General features: G+C 45.7%; 15 protein-coding genes. 4 read left to right on the plus strand and 11 right to left on the minus strand.

The annotated features are described in order from the left end of the window. Positions 1-113: 113 nt before the first annotated feature. On the minus strand, positions 114-800 hold the full coding sequence (locus tag IM792_RS07840; RefSeq protein ID WP_194101270.1) for a hypothetical protein: 687 nt from the start codon (positions 798-800) through the stop codon (positions 114-116). Between the two features lie 112 nt (positions 801-912). On the opposite strand from IM792_RS07840, the gene tyrS reads away from it, so the two are divergent. From tyrS to IM792_RS07855, 3 genes are read left to right on the plus strand one after another with little or no spacing between them, the layout of a single operon-like run. Further along, on the plus strand, positions 913-2,193 hold the full coding sequence (gene tyrS, locus IM792_RS07845; RefSeq protein WP_194101271.1) for a tyrosine--tRNA ligase: 1,281 nt from the start codon (positions 913-915) through the stop codon (positions 2,191-2,193). Between the two features lie 52 nt (positions 2,194-2,245). Further along, positions 2,246-2,722 carry an antitoxin Xre/MbcA/ParS toxin-binding domain-containing protein gene (locus tag IM792_RS07850; RefSeq protein WP_228084983.1) on the plus strand — a complete coding sequence of 159 codons (477 nt, stop codon included), beginning with the start codon at positions 2,246-2,248 and terminating at the stop codon, positions 2,720-2,722. A 6-nt stretch (positions 2,723-2,728) separates the two neighbouring features. Then, entirely contained in the window at positions 2,729-3,184 is a 456-nt protein-coding gene (locus IM792_RS07855; RefSeq protein ID WP_194101273.1) for an RES family NAD+ phosphorylase, read from the plus strand. Positions 3,185-3,188: 4 nt separating this feature from the next. Here IM792_RS07855 and IM792_RS07860 read toward each other — a convergent pair whose 3' ends face one another. From IM792_RS07860 to IM792_RS07870, 3 genes are read right to left on the minus strand one after another with little or no spacing between them, the layout of a single operon-like run. Further along, positions 3,189-4,352, minus strand: coding sequence for a hypothetical protein (locus IM792_RS07860; protein ID WP_194101274.1), 1,164 nt, complete (start codon positions 4,350-4,352; stop codon positions 3,189-3,191). Positions 4,353-4,382: 30 nt separating this feature from the next. After that, positions 4,383-5,042 (minus strand): PH domain-containing protein, encoded by a 660-nt coding sequence (locus tag IM792_RS07865; protein WP_194101275.1) that lies wholly within the window; start codon positions 5,040-5,042, stop codon positions 4,383-4,385. 60 nt (positions 5,043-5,102) lie between these two features. Next, on the minus strand, positions 5,103-6,089 hold the full coding sequence (locus tag IM792_RS07870) for an acyl transferase (RefSeq protein ID WP_194101276.1): 987 nt from the start codon (positions 6,087-6,089) through the stop codon (positions 5,103-5,105). 156 nt (positions 6,090-6,245) lie between these two features. Between IM792_RS07870 and IM792_RS07875 the strand changes: the two genes are divergently transcribed. Next, on the plus strand, positions 6,246-6,917 hold the full coding sequence (locus tag IM792_RS07875; protein ID WP_194101277.1) for a lipid-binding SYLF domain-containing protein: 672 nt from the start codon (positions 6,246-6,248) through the stop codon (positions 6,915-6,917). A gap of 52 nt (positions 6,918-6,969) precedes the next feature. Here IM792_RS07875 and IM792_RS07880 read toward each other — a convergent pair whose 3' ends face one another. From IM792_RS07880 to IM792_RS07910, 7 genes are all read right to left on the minus strand, one after another. Continuing rightward, positions 6,970-7,656: a DUF1345 domain-containing protein gene (locus IM792_RS07880; RefSeq protein ID WP_194101278.1), complete on the minus strand. Its 687-nt coding sequence runs from the start codon at positions 7,654-7,656 to the stop codon at positions 6,970-6,972. Positions 7,657-7,708: 52 nt separating this feature from the next. Continuing rightward, on the minus strand, positions 7,709-7,951 hold the full coding sequence (locus IM792_RS07885) for a YwbE family protein (RefSeq protein ID WP_194101279.1): 243 nt from the start codon (positions 7,949-7,951) through the stop codon (positions 7,709-7,711). Between the two features lie 4 nt (positions 7,952-7,955). After that, positions 7,956-8,285 (minus strand): multidrug efflux SMR transporter, encoded by a 330-nt coding sequence (locus IM792_RS07890; protein WP_194101280.1) that lies wholly within the window; start codon positions 8,283-8,285, stop codon positions 7,956-7,958. 1 nt (position 8,286) lies between these two features. Next, on the minus strand, positions 8,287-9,621 hold the full coding sequence (argH, locus tag IM792_RS07895) for an argininosuccinate lyase (RefSeq protein ID WP_194101281.1): 1,335 nt from the start codon (positions 9,619-9,621) through the stop codon (positions 8,287-8,289). A gap of 647 nt (positions 9,622-10,268) precedes the next feature. After that, positions 10,269-11,021 carry a glucose 1-dehydrogenase gene (locus IM792_RS07900; RefSeq protein ID WP_194101282.1) on the minus strand — a complete coding sequence of 251 codons (753 nt, stop codon included), beginning with the start codon at positions 11,019-11,021 and terminating at the stop codon, positions 10,269-10,271. 245 nt (positions 11,022-11,266) lie between these two features. Then, a complete protein-coding gene (locus IM792_RS07905; protein WP_194101283.1) occupies positions 11,267-13,558 on the minus strand; it encodes a BamA/TamA family outer membrane protein in 2,292 nt (763 codons plus the stop codon). Positions 13,559-13,562: 4 nt separating this feature from the next. Then, the gene (locus IM792_RS07910; protein WP_194101284.1) at positions 13,563-18,713 is read right to left on the minus strand and encodes a translocation/assembly module TamB domain-containing protein; all 5,151 of its coding nucleotides are present in this window, start codon (positions 18,711-18,713) and stop codon (positions 13,563-13,565) included. Positions 18,714-18,833: the final 120 nt, after the last annotated feature.

Here is an 18,833-nt window from a genome sequence, read left to right on the forward strand (position 1 = left end):
ATTTTTCTCCTTTTCCCAATTATAAATTGGGACTGCAAAGGTACAGATATATTTTCGGTACAAAAAAATTTATTTAATGTTAAATGTTGATTTTAAGGGAGTTTTTATCAACATCACATCATTTTCTCGGTATCAGATGCTAATCCCTCGCCTACAACATCAAATACATCTATGTAATTATTGACTATCTTTTGGCGATAGGTTATCAGCACCGCGTCAATAGCCGCCTCCTGCGCGGGTGTAAAAGGCGTAGGCCACACACGCATACATATACGTTTAAGCGCATAGGCTATATGGTGGGTTTCGGCATAGGTATGCAGGTAACGGTCACGCTTAAAATGGGCAAAGAAACTCAAAAAAATTTCAGGGTCATCCATGCCGCTAAAGCGCAAAAACTCAGTTATTATATCATCCTGGCAGGCATTCAGGTGATCGTAAAATTCATCAGGGGCAACCTCGCCGGTGGTTATCAGCAGGCTATCCAACAATAACTCAATAGCTATATGGCCTAAAAAAAAGGGTTTTACCTGTGTGCCTTTAATAACCGGGCCCAGTTCAAGTTTAAGCGCATGTGAGTGTTCCAGGAAAAATTCAGCAGAGTGAAAGTGGCGGTCAACCTCAAGGTGTTTTTTCCATCCGGCTATCAGGGCGCTCACCCGCGGGTCGGGGTGTTCCAGTCGTTCGGGGTGGAGTACTACATTTTTATCAGCATTCTTGAGCAGATCGGGCAATACAGTGCCCAACACAAAATAGCAGTTTGTGTTATCACGCTCGTAATAGTAATGCGACAAAAAATTCATAGGTGGCGTTTGAATTAAATTTTACGCGATCATCCCAATTTACTAATTTTTAATGAGAACGGTGGCAATAATGTTATTATTTTATCTTTGCAGCTTTTGAAAATCAAGTACAATGAACTTTGTTGAAGAATTACGCTGGCGTGGCATGCTGCATGATATCATGCCCGGAACTGAGGAAGAACTGAATAAAGGTATGGCTTCGGGCTATATTGGTTTTGACCCTACCGCCGATTCGCTGCACGTGGGCCACCTTACCCAGATCATGACGCTGACGCATTTCCAAAAGGCAGGCCATAAGCCTTATGCCTTAGTAGGCGGCGCTACCGGCATGATAGGCGACCCAAGCTTTAAAAGCCAGGAGCGTAACCTGCTCGACGAAAGCACACTGCAAAAAAACGTAGCGGGCATAAAAGCCCAACTGGAAAACTTTTTGGACTTTACCGGCGATAACAGCGCCATAATGGTGAATAACTATGACTGGTTCAAGAACTTCGGCTTTTTAGAATTTATACGCGATGTAGGTAAACACATTACGGTTAACTACATGATGTCGAAAGATTCGGTAAAGAAACGCCTTGAAGATGGTTCGGGCTTATCATTTACTGAATTTTCATACCAACTGCTGCAAGGTTATGACTTTTACCATTTATGGAAAAACCATAACTGCGTTTTACAAATGGGCGGCAGCGACCAATGGGGTAACATAGTTACCGGTACCGAATTTATACGCCGTAAGGATGCCGGTTCGGCATTTGCCTTAACTACGCAGCTTATCAAAAAAGCCGATGGTACCAAATTCGGTAAAACCGAAAGCGGCGCGGTTTGGCTTGATCCTGAACGTACATCGCCATACCAATTTTACCAATTTTGGCTTAACAGCACCGATGCCGATGCCAAAAGCTATATCCGCATATTTACCTTGTTAGACAGGGAAACCATTGAAGCCCTTGACGCCGAGCATGATGCCGCGCCTCACCTGCGTGTATTGCAAAAAGCTCTGGCAAAAGATATCACCATACGTGTGCATGGCGAGGCCGCTTACGAAAAAGCCATTAAATCATCTGATTTTCTGTTTGGTAACGTAGGCATTGAGTTTTTAAGCGAACTGACCGACGCCGAAGTAAAAGGTATTTTTGAAGGTGTACCTAACTTCAACATATCGTTAGCAGAACTACAAGAAGGCATTAACGCTACCGAGCTATTAGCAGGTAAAACCGCGGTATTCCCTTCAAAAGGCGAAGCCAAAAAAATGATTCAAGGTGGTGGCGTATCAGTAAATAAAAATAAAATAGCTACACCCGATGATATTTTTAACGCCGATAACCTGATAAACGGCAAATACCTTGTAGCACAAAAAGGCAAGAAAAATTATTTTTTAATAATTGTTGGATAGATGAAATCAAAACCGACATTTTGTATGTACATTTGTATAAATGTCGGTCAAGATGAAAAAAGATACCAAAAATGAATTGAATGAGCCGATGGTAGCCTACATGCCATCGCCTACCCCATATTACAACCTATTGGGTAGCAGCAAATCATTAAAATTTAATACCGAGTTTGATGTAGTCACTTTGGCAAGGCAGGGCTTCCCGAAGCACGTGTTGCTTAGCCTTGCCAAAAAAATATCGCTCAGCATTCAGGATCTTGCCAATATACTGCACATCTCTGAGCGTACCCTGCAACGCTACGAGGATGATGCCATCATCAAAAAGGAATACGCCGAAAAGGCCGTTGAGCTTGCTCGCCTGTACAAACGTGGCGAGGAGGTTTTTGGCTCTGCCGATAAATTCAAACAATGGATAAAAATGCCATCGTACATATTTAAAGGCGAGGCTCCGGTATCTTTACTTGATACCTCGGCAGGCTTTGATATGGTATTTCGTGAACTTGGCCGCATTGAGCACGGCATATTCGCGTAAACCTGCATGATAGTATACCGTATTACCAGTTGCGATTACGGCCGCGACCTTGCCGGAACCGGCGCCCGCCTATACGGTGGCCGCTGGAACAGCGAAGGCCGACCGATGCTGTACACCGCCTCATCCCGATCATTAGCCGTACTTGAAGTGCTGGTGCATTTACCGCCTTTATTAGTGCCCGATAATTACTGCCTGGTAGAGATCGAAATACCCGGCGACAGCATACTGCATATTGACGCCCAAACCCTGCCGGATAACTGGCATGATGATATATCGGTATCGACCCTGACACGGCAAATGGGCGATGCCTTCCTGAAAAAGCAAGAGTATTTAATAATGGCCGTACCATCAATTGTAGTACCTGCCGAATTTAATTACCTGATAAACCCACGCCATGCGGATATGGACAAGGCCCGAATTGTGAATGTAGCCCCATTCAGGTTTGATGACAGGCTGCTGTAAGGCCTTAGCTCCTGTAATCTGAAGTTATCAGCGTGTTGGGCTTCAGATACAGCAGATCGTGCTGAAAATCAAACACCAGGTTAAAGCGCTTAAGCAGATCATTACCTAAGTAATTCATTTCAAAACCCACCGGGTTTTTACCGGTTAACATGAGTGCCGGCACATTATCAAGCCTAAATTTGCCTAATTGGTATACAGGAGTAAACACCGTTTTAACCGGATATTTGTTCCCTCGCGGATCAGTTGCCTCCAGCAGTTTGGCCACTTTTAAATTCTGAGGGAAATTATTGCGGCTTATCCAGCCGCTATCTAATATCATAGCCCTGTCTGAGCCTGTATCCATTAAAAAATCACCGGCATAGCGCTTGCCGTTTATCAGGAAAGTACCGCCAACACAAACAAACGAGCGGATGAATTTCAGCTTCAACTTATCGTACCCGGTTAAATAAGCGGGTAATTTTGGATGGATAAGCAACAGATGTTTATCATAATTCACTTCAACCACTTTACCTTCAAACAGGTTCCAGCCAAAACGGCCATCCATTTCGTGGGCGGTTTGTAGAGTAGTGGCAACCTCCGGATCGGTCCATACCATGTTACCCATTTGTATTTTACTGATCTTCTCAGCCTTGCTGAAATCGGGCTTGGCGGCATCGCGCTGCCCTGCAAGTAGCTGCGTTTTTTTGAGCATGGCATCCCGCGTGATCCTAAAGTCAAACGAGCCTACATCAAAATGGACGTTAATAGTATCAGTGCCGTTTATTAAACATTTAACCTTAATGGCGTTAAATGCAGTGAGCTCAAAAGGGATGGTATCAGTTGTTGCTGTTAATTGCTTTTTTTTTGGCGGAATGGCGCTGGCTATTTGAGTATAGCATGAATCGGTACCGTTAAGCAAAACCACAAAGTTGAACCGTGTACCAGGCTTAACTTTCACCCTGATAGAATCAATATCGGTATAAAAGGTAACCCATTTGATTTCGCGGGTTCTGTCGGCCGTGTAAACGTCGGGCCTTATTTTAGGCGAGAGGTTCCAGGCATTCTTATCCAAAAAGTCACCATCCTTAATGGTAACGCTTTTTGAGGTAGCCTTTATAACAGGCAGCTTTTGTTGAGCTAAGGCCGGGCTAAAGTATAATACAATTATCAACAAATAAATATGCTTCATACCTACACCGGCCTTAGCTGCGCGATCTGCTTACAGATCCTTTAATAATTCCAGTTTCTTTTGGTTGTATTCTTCCTGCGAGATGAGGCTGTTATCAAAAAGCATTTTTAATTTTTTCAGCTTTTCGGTCAGCTCATCAGGCTTGGCTACCGGTTCTTCCTTAACAGGTTCAGGAATAGGGGCAGGCTCAGGGGCGGCAACCGGTGCAGGTGCTGGCGGCTGTATAGCCACATGACCTGGACTATCGATCATTACCGCGCCCGATTCGGCACGTTTTTCTTCCAGTTCGCGTAGGCGGCGGGCTTCACGCTCAGCCTCTTTACGCTCCTGCGAATATTGGTAAAGCTTGCGGGCTTGCACTTTTGGCAGGTAATCAACACCCATTTCGGCACCGTTAACCGTTTTCACAGTGAATACGGCGCCAATAATTTCTTCTTTGGTATGTACGTCAACAATGTCCTTCCAAACAAAATCAATAAATTTAATGGAAAGACCAAGGTTGGCCGGGGTAAAGAAAAGCACACGCTTGTTAGTAAGCGCTATACAATCCGGAAATAAATTTACCAGCGGCTTTTTTTGTACGGCTATGTATAATATCTCCTCGCCGGTTGTAAGTAAGTCGACAAGGCGGGTATATACTTTTTCAACGGCAGCTGCATCTTGCTGATCGTTTAGAAATTTCTCTATCATATGTTTAGCTATTAGGCTTTAACGCAAAAATAGCAAAATACTGATAGCTGCAAATTAAGTTTAGGCTATCAGCAAATTACAGCCGCGAATATCCGAATTATCAAAGCGCCCCAGTATCTCGAACGAGCTATCGGCATAAACTTTACCCAGATCCTGAGTGGCAATGAATGAGCATGAATTGATGTTGGCCAGATCGATAATATTAACGCCGCCGGTTTGTCCGGTACCTATTAAACTCAATGGGTCGTTAGGGTCGCGGGTGATGATGCGCATCCAGGGCGGGCAGTTAAATATACCCTCGCCTTTGGAGTAGGCTTGCGACAGCAACTCCGTCATGCCATACTCCGAATGTATCGAACTCACACCAAAGCCCTTGCAAAGTGTGGTATGTAATTCCTCGCGTATCATTTCCTTACGGCGGCCTTTCATTCCCCCGGTTTCCATCACTATCAGTTCGGGGAAATTCATGGGGTACAGCTCAATAAAGTTCAGCAAGGCAAAGGTTACGCCCAATAGCAAGGTAGGCTTTTTTAGCTCCTGTTGTTTTTTAAGCTGATGAAACAGGTCGGCATGATTATACAAGTAAAAACCGCTATCGGGATTATTAGATTGCTTGATCAGATCATCGGCCATATAAATGAGTGATGATCCCTCACGTTCCAGGTATGATGGCAGCAAGGCCAGCACCGTATAATCCCTTATATCGCCATAAAATAAACTGAACGCCTTGCGAAAGCTATCCACATACCAGCTTACATCGGTTACGTGGTGGCGACTGGTGATCATGCCTGTAGTGCCCGAGCTGGTAAAGGTTAGCTCAATATCGTCGTGCGAGGTAACTACCGCCTGCGATTTAAAGAATTCAACAGGCAAAAAAGGGATGTTACTTACCTCCGTTACCGAGGCGGCATCAACATTCAATCCGCTTAGAAACTCCTTGTAAACAATGTTATGCTCAGCCTGATAGTTGAACACCTCAAGCGCGGTACGGTTAAACTCAGCCTCGTTGGTTATTGAAAATACTTGCTCTTTACCCGGTTTGTTCATCGCTGCAAAGATAATTAATTGCCCGGCCATGCAAATTAAGCATACCCTATGCCTATCATATTAAAGTAAAATGCACGTTTAGTAAACAAGCTATATAGTTAATGGTTGTAACATTGCAGCTAAATACATAGATGATATAAAGAATTTGAAGGACTTATGAAAACGCTAAAATTTTTAAAACTCCCGCTTTTGTTAAGCGTGTTTTTTATACTGACATCAGCCGCTGATGCAGGCAAGGAAACTGAAAGAATAACCAAATCAACCGAGGTATTAACCGCCTTTACCAACATGAAGGAGAGCATACCGCACGAGCTTTTGCAGGAATACCAGGGCCTGGTAGTAATACCTAAAATGATAAACGCCGGTTTTGGCATTGGCGGCAAACGCGGAAAAGGCGTAGCCATGGTAAAACTGGCCGATGGCAGCTGGAGCGACCCGGTATTCATTACCCTTACCGGTGGTAGCATTGGTTTCCAGATAGGTGTACAATCGGTAGACCTGGTATTGGTATTCAAGAGCAAAGGTGTACTTACCAAAGTTAAGAACGGCGATTTTACCATAGGTGGCGATGTATCGGCAACGGCCGGTCCGGTTGGGCGTAGCTCAACTGCCAGTACCGACCATGAGCTTGATGCCGAGATATACTCATACTCGCGTAGCAAAGGCTTGTTTGCCGGTATAAGCATCAACGGATCAAACCTGGCTATCGATAAAACATCAATAGCTAATTTTTATGGTGCCAAAGCTACATCGCAAGAGATATTCGCGGCATCAAAAAACCAAAGTGAAGCCGTTAAAACCTTGAAAGCTACCTTAGCTAAAATGTAAGCAGCGAACTAAAACGCATATACTGAAAGCCAGTCCGAAAGGGTTGGCTTTTTTAGTTTGATACCAGGCCCGAAACTATGTTGATGCTGAGGGCAACAATAGCGGTATTGAATACGAATGATACCAGGCTGTGCACCAGTGCTAAACGACGTATGCGGCGCGAGGATATTTCAACATCAGATACCTGGAACGTCATCCCGATAACGAAGGAGAAGTATACAAAGTCGATGTAATCGGGCAGTTCCTCATCCGGGAATTGCAGGCCGTGGGTATGGTCTTTCTCCTTAATATCATAATAAACATGGGCATAACGCATGGTGAAAATGGTATGCACCAGCCACCACGAGGTGATCACCGCACCCAGGGCCAGGAACACGTGGGCGGCAACTTCCTCGTCTGAATGACCTTTGGTTGATTTGAGCAGGATGTAAATAGCCGACAGACTGATCAGTGCCGAGCAAAGCGTGATGATGAATATGAGCGTTCGGCTTGAATCTTCAATACTGGCTATCTTGCGTATCTCACGCGGATGGGCACCGAAAAATACCACCCATTCCAGTATGATAACGCTTAGGGCAAAACCTATCCACGTGGTTAGTATGGTAGCGGGTACCGACTCGCCCTTAAAAATAAAGAATGCCCCACCGGCCACCAGCAGCGAAAACAGCAGGCGGTAATGCGAATCAATACGCAGAAAGAAACCCTTGGGTGTACGCAGTTTGGATGGGATGCCGCTCATATATCAAATATGGATAAACAACGGCAAATATTATATGTGTTGATGATGAATTTTAGTCGCCGATTATTTCAGCTACCCGGCCAACCTGCCCATCCTCCAGCCTTACCTTTATACCACGCGAGTGAAAGGCGGCGCTGGTAAGTAATTTTTCGACAATGCCGCGTGTGCGTTTGCCGCTGCGCTGATCTTTTTTCAGGATGATATCCACCTCTAAACCGGGATAAATATCCTCACGGCGCTGGCCGTTGCTGCCGCCGCCCTCGCTGGTGAGCCTGAATGTTGGAATACCTGCCATAACCTTAGTGTGATGATACAAATTTAAGCCCCACAATTGAACTTATCAGCGTAGCTATAAAAAATAAGCGCCAAAAGCTGGCCGGCTCCCTAAAAAATATAATACCGATGATCACCGTACCCACAGCGCCAATACCTGTCCATACGGCATAAGCCGTACCCAGCGGCAAAGTTTGGGTAGCCTTGTATAACAACAACATACTCACCGTCAGGAAAAACAGGAAGCCGCCTATCCACCACCAATACAAACTGCCCGAAGCTTCTTTAGCCTTACCCAAACAGGTAGTAAAACCCACTTCGCACAGGCCGGCAATGATCAATATTAACCAGTTCATTTTATTCAACCAATTTATTTACAGCCTGTTCAACCTTATCAAACTTAAAGTTTGAGAGCAATTCGTTGAACGTCGCCGTGATATGCTCATTACCCAGGTTGCCAATGCTGCCCTCGTGGGTGTGGTTCACTGTTTTTTCGGGGTTAAAGTTGCCTTGCTCAATGGCTAAACCCACCTGCTTGTAAGCATCGCGGAATGGCACGCCGTTAAGCACCTGTTTGTTCACTTCTTCAACGCTGAACAGGTAAGCGTATTTGGCATCATCCAGTATATTGGTTTTTACCTCGATGTTTTGCAGCATAAAGGTGGCCATGTGCAGGCAATTCTTCAGCTCGGTAAACGCAGGGAACAATAGCTCTTTTAATAGCTGTAACTCACGGTGATAGCCCGATGGCAGGTTGGTGGTCATCATGGCTACATCATTAGGCAGGGCTTGCAGGCGGTTACATTTACCACGCATGATCTCCCACACATCCGGATTTTTTTTGTGCGGCATAATACTGCTGCCGGTGGTCAGGTTTTCGGGGTAGCTTACAAAGGCGAAATTCTGGCTCAGGTACAGGCACTGATCCATAGCCATTTTAGCCAGTGTAGCCGAGATAGACGATAGCGCCTGCGCGATAATGCGCTCGGTTTTACCACGGCCCATTTGGGCGTAAACCACATTATAATTTAAACGCTCAAAACCCAGCAACTGCGTGGTAAGCGTACGGTTAAGCGGGAACGATGAGCCATAACCCGCCGCCGAACCCAGGGGGTTTTTGTTGGTGATCTTGTAAGCGGCTAATACCAACTCCAGGTCATCGGCCAAACTTTCGGCATAAGCGCCAAACCACAGGCCGAATGATGATGGCATGGCCACCTGTAAGTGGGTATAACCCGGCAGTAAAACATCCTTATGTTTTTCGCTTAGTTCAATGAGTTGTTTAAACAGGTTCTCGGTTTCGGTAACCACCTGCTGCAACTCGTGGCGAAAAAACAGTTTCAGGTCAACCAAAACCTGATCGTTACGTGAACGACCGCTGTGAATTTTTTTACCGGCCTCGCCAATGCGGCGGGTAAGCAGCAGTTCCACCTGCGAGTGTACGTCCTCTACATTATCTTCAATAACAAAATCGCCGTTGGCTATTTCCTTGTAGATGTTTTTTAGTTCGGCTTGCACCAGATCAAGGTCCCCGGCGCTCATCAGGTCAATACTTTGCAACATGCGGGTATGTGCCAGCGAGCCAAGCACATCAAAAGCCGCCATCTGCCTGTCGAACTCACGGTCGCGACCTACGGTAAAATCTTCTACTAACTGGTTAACGTTGGTTGTTTTTTGCCAAAGTTTGCTCATGCTGCAAATATGGTAATTTTAGGGGAATGTGAGGGTCTTAAAGAAGAACCTCGCAAGTGAGTGAATTTTGCAAATGCACAAACCTTAAATAACCTCACCAACCGGCATCAGAAATGCCCGGAGTAGCACAAGTCTTACCAAAGTAGGAACTTTCACCGGGCAGGGCGTAGCCGGCAGTTTTTCTTTGGTTACTTTCTTTTTTCTGCAAAAAAGAAAGTGACAACCACTAACGATAAATAAAGTACATCCTTGTGCTCATGAGCAGTGAAGGTACTTTAATCAGTGGTTGTGCTTTTGCCATCGTCAGTCTGCTCTTGGGCGCAGAGCCCAGTTACTTTGTCTTAGACACAAAGTAACTAAAAGTCAAGGCAGAAAAAACCTTCCGCCCGCAAGGCCATACTCCCTGGCCCGGTTTTCTGCCAGGCCGACGCTCTTTTTATTTACACTCATTATTGTTTTTGTCATTTCGACGGAGGAGAAATCTGTAGGCGTTCGATAACTAAGCGACAGATTTCTCCTCGTACCTCGTTCGAAATGACAAAATTTAGTAGTTACTGAAATAGATCGTAACAAAAAAAAGGACCGACATTTTACTATCGATCCCTCAGTTGGCTCAGGGCGTTTACTCCTGATATTTGAAAAAATTATTAGCGTGCCAGGTAACCACCATCTACATTGTAGTAGGCGCCGGTTACAAATGATGCCTTGTCTGAACTTAGCCACACCACAAGCTCAGCTACTTCATCAGGCGTACCTAAACGACCGATAGGGTGCAGGCCAACCAGTGCGTCTAAGGCGTCCTGGTCAAGGCTGCGTTCAACCAGCGGGGTTTTGATGTAGCCCGGGCCTACCGAGTTTACGCGGATGCCTTGTTGTGCGTATTCAATAGCGGCGGTTTTGGTAACACCAACTACACCATGTTTAGCAGCTACATAAGCGCCTGAGTTGGCAGTACCTGCCTGCCCTAATATGGATGCCATATTGATGATAGAGCCGCCACCTGATTGCAGCAACGCCGGTATCTGGTAACGCATGCCATAAAACACACCCGACAGGTTGATGGCGATCACTTTATCCCAGCCATCAACAGGGTAATCGCCAATTTGCGATAGGGGGCCACCTATACCCGCGTTGTTGCAGGTTATGTGCAGCGCGCCGTAATGTTGTAGTATCTGCTCAACTAATTGCTTGTTAGCTTCGGCGGTTGAGGTATCAGCTTTAATGAAGATGGCTTCGCCACCGGCGGCTTTAATTTCGTTAACGGTAGTATTGCCGGCATCCTCTACAATATCGCTCACAACAACCTTTGCACCTTCGGCGGCATATTTTAGTGCAACCGCTTTACCAATGCCCGAACCGGCACCGGTAACCAGGGCTACTTTATTTAATAATAACGACATGACTTTATTTATTTGTTTATGTATATATAACGCACAAAGTGCCTTATTGAGTTAAATAACCATGCGCACAATATGCCCTAATGTTAGCACGATTTGGAAGATGACAAAAACACAAAAGGCCATGTATCGCTACATAGCCTTTTGTAAATGTTATAATGGTTATATTTTAATTAAAGATGATCAGCATGCAAACTGCCCATCGCAAACTGTTAACAGCAAACTGTTAACTGCTCACCGCAAACTGATTAAAACGGATAACCGATAGCCAGGTTGAACACCAGGTTCTCGTGCCTCCAGGCGCTGCTGCCAAAGTCTATCTTGTCAATCACCCAGCGCTGGCCTTCAGGCAGCCACGGTTTGCGGATAGGGAAGCCAAGATCGGTACGCAGCACCAGTACTGTTACATCAAAACGTAAACCTATACCGGCATCCACGGCCAGTTCTTTATAAAAGTCTTTGCCGAATGTGGCACCGGGTTGAGCACCGTTGTCGCGCATAAGCCAAATGTTACCGGCATCAACAAATACGGCACCACGTACTATGCTGAACAGTTTTGGTCGCCATTCAACGTTACCTTCAATACGTATATCACCGGCCTGATCGGGCAGGAAACCACCATCTTCGGGGCGACCGGCATAGTAAGTACCCGGGCCAATTGAACGTGCCCGGAAACCACGTAAGCTGTTTGAGCCGCCTATAAAGAATTGCTGGCTATAAGGCATCACCGTTGAGTTGCCGAATGGTACACCCACACCAACCATCAAACGTGTAGCTATCGAACTGTTTTGGCCTGTTTTATGGTAAAAGCGCAGGTCGTTCTCAATCTTTACGTATTGATTGAATGGCGTGCCAAACAGGTTTTTAACATTACCAGCCAATGTATCAGCACCCGAAATTAAACCGGTTAGCACTGCCGATGAACTTATACGACCGTTGTAGAACAAAGTATTGGTACGATATTCCTCGGTAGTATTAGTAAATGTGTAGCCATAGCTTGGGCCAAAGGTAAATTGTCTGTCAATAACGTGTTGCAGGGCCGGGTTATTAGTGCGGGCAATACTATCACGATATAGCTGAGTTACGTTAGCCGGATTAACAAAATTGATGTTCAGGATGTTCAGCTCATGGCTTCTGTGTACGTTTTGTTTCCAGTCGTACCCGAATGACCCGTTGAAGGAGTTAAGGGTATACAGATTAGTACGGTTAATAAGCGTATAACCCAAAGTAAGGTTAGTATGCGGTATGTACGCGTTATCCGACCGTATGTTTATCGGGGCGATGAACCTTGGCCAGGTCAGCTTCATTTCACCACCCACCTGGTACACGTTAAAGCCACCACCCTGGCCGGAGAACTGCACATCCGAACTTCCGAATAAACGCATGGTTAACAACTCGGCACCCTTAAAGGCGTTGCGGTGTTTCCAGTTCAAGTTTATTTGGGTACCCGTAAAGTTGGCCGAGTTGGTACGACCAAGCAGATCTAACTGAATAGACTTTTTAGGGTAGGGGGTTAAAAAGTAATATGCATCAAGTTTTGATGAATCGCCTGCGGCAGGCTCAAACCTGTTCTTTACAAATTTGTAAGGCCCCAGGTTCACAAAGCGGTTAAGCGAATTATTATGCTGGGTACGATTGTACACATTACCCGGCTGCATCAACACGGTATTTTTAAACGCGAACGGGCGAATGGTTTTCCTCCTGTCTACCACGTTATACCAACGGTATGATACCGCGTCGTCCAGGTGCAGGGCTGTATCAGTAAGCGAATAGTTTGGATATACATACAGCTTGTTAATGGTATATATACGGCGGTCGCGGTCATTAACCTCAGGCTTAATAGCCACAAAAATATCAACCTGGTGATTGTTCACCGTGCTGTCTATCCGCATAATGATATCCTCCGGGGCGAAATAGAAAAAACCTTTTTCTTTCAGCTTGGCATCAATGCGCAAACGCTCGTTCTTGATAATATCCAGATCGTATTTTTCGCCCGGTTTAAGCAGTGTTTCGCCGGCTGTGCCCGCAATGGCGGTATCAAGGCTCTCATTACCTTTCGGGAAGGTTACACTGCGAATTTTGTATGCCGGGCCGGTACTAACAGTATATTCAGCACTGGCGGTTTTGTTTTTACTGATGGTATCGCCGCTTACCGTTGCCTGGAAATAGCTTTTGTTTTGCAGGCGGTTTTGCAATATTTGGCTGTTTTTTTCAAGATTAACCTGGCTGGCCAATACAGGCGGCTCGCCAAACTTGGTGTTAAGCCAGTGCTTAAAGCCCTTGGTTTTGTTAGTACGGGTTTTATTATAGATGTAGAGCTTAAACCTTAAACCTAATAATGATGAATTTGGCTTTGGGCGCAACATAGGGGTAAGGTCGGCCTCCAAAGCTTTGCGGTCGCTTTTTTTAAGGCTGTCGTTATCCACTATTTTAACCTTGCCGCCGGTATACAGCTTTTGCCCCGGTTGCAGGTATTTGGTGTTACTACAGGCGCTTAAAAATATGCACAGTACTAAAATATATTTTATGTGTTTTATCATGAGTTTAGTTTGTAGGTTGCTCTTTCTTTTGTTCTTGTTGCTGTTGTTGCTGCTCATCCTTAAGTTCAAGAGCCTGGTTGCGTTTGTCTTCTTCCTCTTTTTTGCGTTTTTCTTCCTGACGGTATTTACGACGCATGGCTTTTTCTTCTTCGGTGCGTTTGTGGAATATCTCGCTAAAGCGATTGTAATCCATAGTGAGGGTAAAGCCTAAGCCGGTTTCAACTATCTGACCCTGTATCACCACAAATTCATCCTTACGGTAAGCCCTTAAGGTGTAGCGACCATCACGGCTCAGCTTATAATTAACCGACACGTTACCGGCAATATTGGTGGTTTTTTGCCCGGCCTGTGCACCCTCCAGGTTAAAGTTATTACCTACCGATACCGTGAGCCTGTCGCTCAGGAACCGTTTGGATACACCTACGTTCAGATCGGTTCGGTTTGTTGCCGTACCGGATGAGTAGTCCTCGCCGGATGATAAACCAAAATCAAGATCAACACCTGATACCAACCCACCTGCAAGGTTATTCAACTGATCGGTAAGCAGGCCGCTTACGCTGTTACGGATGGCGCCCTCAACACCGCCGCCACCACCCTGGCTTTGCAGCGGGTTATCGCCTATAAAGTGGCCGAGTATCAATACGCCTAATACCTGTTTATTAAGCTCGTTAGGGTCTTGCCTTACCTGTGCCAGCTTGTTCTCAACAGTAGTGAGTACAGTTTGCGGCATGGAGTAATTGCTGTCGGGCAAAATAATATCAAAGCTGATGTTTGGTTTTAAAAGCTCATTTTTAAGGTTCAAATTAACATTGAACGGTAGCTTTTGCTTGGCCATTACCAGTGTTTGCGCATCGCTTTGGCTGGCGATCAAATCAACTGGTGGTACATTGGCAACATAGATGGCCGTCAGGTCAATATTAGCGCTGGTTGGGTCGCCAGTCCATTGTATGGTACTGCCGCTCTTGAACAGGAACTGGCGTTTAACCGTAGCGAACGATAAGTTGTACGAACCATGATTTACCGTGTAACTACCGGTAAGGTTGATCTTACCGCTTGGATCGATACCGCCATTCAAACTGGCTTCGCCGCGCAGGTCTTTCACCATATCGCCACTGCGCTCATCAACTACTATGTTAAAGTTGGCGTTTTTATGTACGTTGATAGTTGCCGATACGTCCATACCCGTAACGTCAGATTTACGGAGTGAATCCAGCTGACGGGCCAGCAATATGGAGTCGAGTTTTGGCGCGTCCTTATCAATAAACTCAACTACGCCTTCGCGATCCTCAACGCTTGGGTCGGCGGTTGGCAGTACAAAGGTCATGTCGGTTTTTTCGTTCACGGTGAGGGTAGCATCAACCACAGGCGAGTTCATGTCGCCGCGTATCTTCACATCAGTATCAATGTATAGTTTACCCCAAAATAGTTTGTTATCTGCCTGTGTAGAGTTGATCACCCTGAAGTTATCGGCATTAATATTCATGCCGAAAGCGAAGTCGGTATAGGTCTTGGTATAAACACTACCCGATACCACGGCCTTGTTCCCGGTTGAATCAACCAGGGTAAAATCATTAAAGCGGATGCCTTGCTCATTAAAGGTGATGCTCTCCTGCGGCATACGGAAGTAGGAGTTAAGCATCGATACATTGAAGCCAACCTTATTAAAGTTGATATCGCCGCGTACTGCCGGTGCCGTTGGGGTGCCCGTTATTTTTAGTGAGCCGGTAATATCACCGGTGGAGTTACGTATAGCGCCAAAGCTAAAGCCCTGTATGCTTTTCATATCCAGCTTCACAATGTTCAGCGTCATATCCATACGGCTATCAGGCGCGGTATAGTACAAGCCGCTCAGATTAACCTGATTACCTTTGCCCGTAATGCTAACATTGGCGGCATAGGCATTGGCGGTTTGGTTGTCAACCTTAAGGGCTATGTTGCCCACGGTATCGCCTTTAAAGTTAAAATCGTTAACGTTGATGGCGGCGGTAAATACCGGTGATGCCTGGAAGTTGCTGATGTTGGCATCGCCATTAATGGTACCGCCCACCTGTAGCGAATCCTGCTGAGCCATCTTGGTCAGGGTTTCTATCTTAAAGTTGCGGAACTGCACATCAATAGGCGAATTAGGCTGCTGCGGGTTACTGTTAACGCTTAGCACCTGGTTGGTATTGGTTATGGTAAAGTTGTGCGCCAGTATGCCCTTGTTGCCAAAGCTCAAGGCGTTATCGGCATTAACAGCCCAAGGCATATAATCCAGCAACAAGCCATCCTGCACAAAACTGAACTGATATTGTTGTGGCAGCACGCTCAAAGTACCGGCTATGCGGTAGCGTTCCTTTTTATCGTGGTCGCGTACTTGCAGGCTGGTGAACAGTTTATCATTTTTCAGGTTTCCCGATATGGTGGTGTACAAAATATCAATAGATGGCGACACCTTCACCTCATCAACAGATAGTTTGTAGTTCAGCGCGCTGTCGGCAGTGTTAATGTCTAAGGCCATGTTGTTCACTATCTGTTCGCCGTAAACAATTTTAGGCATGGTGCCCTTAACCAATAGCTCGCCGCTTGTACTGTTAAAACTACCGTTAATCAATACCGGGTCAAGCGTTTTTAAATCAGGCGCGAACTGCTCTATCAGCGGCGTTTTAACAAAGCGCATGTCAAATTTAAATTGCTGCGGCGGGTATTTAACCTTTGGCGCGGGCTTGGCGCCGGTGGCTAATGCCGCGTTAAAGTATTTAGCTATCATGTCCTGCATGGCAGGGGCAATGCCGGTTAGGGTGTACTTGCCGCCCATGTGCGCGGTAAGCATCGGTGTTTTAAGCCACAATGAACTGCTGTCTGCCGTAGCGGTAGATTTAAGGCTTACCGTATCCAGCTGAATGCGTTGCGCTTTTTGTATCAGCACCATATCGGTCAGCATAATATCGGCATTCAGGTAATCCGGGTCGGCGGTAGGTACATCAGCCACCAGCTTGCCGTGAAAACGCATCGGGTCTTTAGTCAGCTTCAGGTTTTGCATGTTGATGCTATCAACCAAAAGCGTAGCATTTACCGATGGATATTTTTTGTTCATGTTGGCCGTAGCATCAAGGTTAAAGTTGATGTTCGGGTCCTTCATGTAAGCTTTGGCTACGTAGCTGCCGTTGCTGGCGCTGCCTTCCATTACCAGGTTTTGATAGTTGTAACCCTTTACATAAGCCTTGGCTACATTGCCGTTAAAGCTTAGGCTGGCACGTTTAGGGTCGAGACTTACGCCTTTTATATTGGCCGACATACTTACCATGCCCACCATTTGCGGCTGTTTGGTAAGCGCTCCCACATTCAGGTTAACCGCCCTTATATTGGCCGAATATTTTTCTTTGCCCTTACGTTTGCCGCCGCGCATATTGGCGGTCAGATCAACCGCGCCATAACTTGAGCGGAGCGCCATTTTGGTATCAAAATCTGTCATGCTACCTTTAAAGGTACCCTTAAGGTTGATGTTGGCCGGTATGCTCACCGTAGGCGGTATCATACCTGCCGATGCCAGTTTGTATATGTCGGCACGGCTGGTATTAAATTCTTTCAGGTTTACATTAAAGTAGGCCTTGTTCATATCGGGCAGGCCACGCATATCTGCCGAGGCACGGATGCGGGTGGTGCCAAAGCCCAGCAATTCTAAGTCACGAATGTGCAGGTCGCTCACCTTGCCATCTATCTTACCATTTATGCGGAACACGGCATTGCTCAGGTTGCGCATTTGCGGCATGGTAGCCATGGCAGGCATCAGCAGGGTAACATCCTTCATACCCAGGCGGCTGCCATCCAGGTTGGCATTAACACCCAATGAGCCTATATCCTTGCTCAGGGCATCAATAGATGGATAGCTAACCTCAACTGATTTTTGCAGCACGGTATTCGGCGTTTCTACCAGCAGGTCTTTCAGGTAAGCGCTTTTTGGTCCGTAAAAAAAGTCGGTATTGAATTTTTTAAGGGCGAAGCCGCTTTTCTCGTTAAAGGTAACAGCATTGATGCGGCCCGATGAACTATCAGGATTGTATGATACATTCTCGATATCAACATTCAGGTTTTTGATGAACATGTGCGCCGGGTCTAAACCTGCCTTAAGCGGCTTTTGCGCATTGTTATCAAACTTAATATTGTTATTGGTGATGGTGAATTTCTTTAGAGTTACCGCCCATGCTGATTGTGCAGGTGATGATACCAGTGTATCAACCGTTTTAGCCGCTTTTTCGGCAGCCTTGGCTACGGTTTGCGGTTTGGCAAAGGTTACGGTAGCGTTGGTTTGATCTAAGGTGATGTTGGCTATGCCTACCTGTTGTTTCTTCAGGTCTATCTTATCCATAGCTACCAGCAGTTTACCCAGGTCAACCTTGGCGGCCATTTCGCCGCTGCGGTAATCAACCTTTACTTTTGATATGTCTACCTCGCCCAGGTCAAGCTCCATATTTAGCGGCTCGGTGGCTGCGGTATCGGTTGCCGCGGTTTGGGCCACACTGCTGCCCATTGGTGTTTGTATAATGGTAGCGTTAATGCCCGATAGGTTTATCTTCGGGATGCCGAACTTCATCTTATCCAAGTCAAAATCCTTAATGCGGGTATCAAAGTGGCCTAACAGGAATTTAATGTCGTTACCCGTGGTGGCATCCTTGTATTTTATGTTGATACGGTCGAGGATGATATCGCCTATGGCAAACTTCATGGTTGATGTGGTATCTGTAGGCTTTACCTCCTTTTTTTGCTCACCGGCAAAAGCCTTCATTATATAATCAAAGTTGAAAAGGCTATCGGGGCCACGGCTAATGTTGGCGGTTATGCCTTGCAGGTTTATCTCGTTTATTTCAACGGTATTGTCCAACAATTTAAACAGGCTGATATCTACCTTTAGCTTATCGCCCGCTATCAGGGTATCACGTTTCTGATCCTCAAAATATACATCCTCCAAAACAATAAGCTTTGGCAAGCCTAACGACAAATGACCTATCGCTACTTTGGTGCCTATTTTATTTTGTAAAAAAGTTACCGCTTTATTTTTGGCGAAGTTTTGTACAGCGGGTACCTGTATCAAAATAACTACAAGCAGTATTAAAAATATAACACTTGCAATTATCCAAAGGAGGGTTTTAAGGGCGATGCGTCCAAATTTTTTCAAAATTGTAATGTATTTTAGGGTGAAGCAAAAACTTCGTGTTTAACAACAATAAACGTGCAACCTGAAATTTTACCGCGGGCAAACAATCCGGAAATAGTGATAAAAAGGGGTTGACAGAGC

The sequence above is a fragment of the Mucilaginibacter sp. JRF genome (genome assembly GCF_015223065.1).
In the GTDB taxonomy this organism is placed as follows: domain Bacteria; phylum Bacteroidota; class Bacteroidia; order Sphingobacteriales; family Sphingobacteriaceae; genus Mucilaginibacter.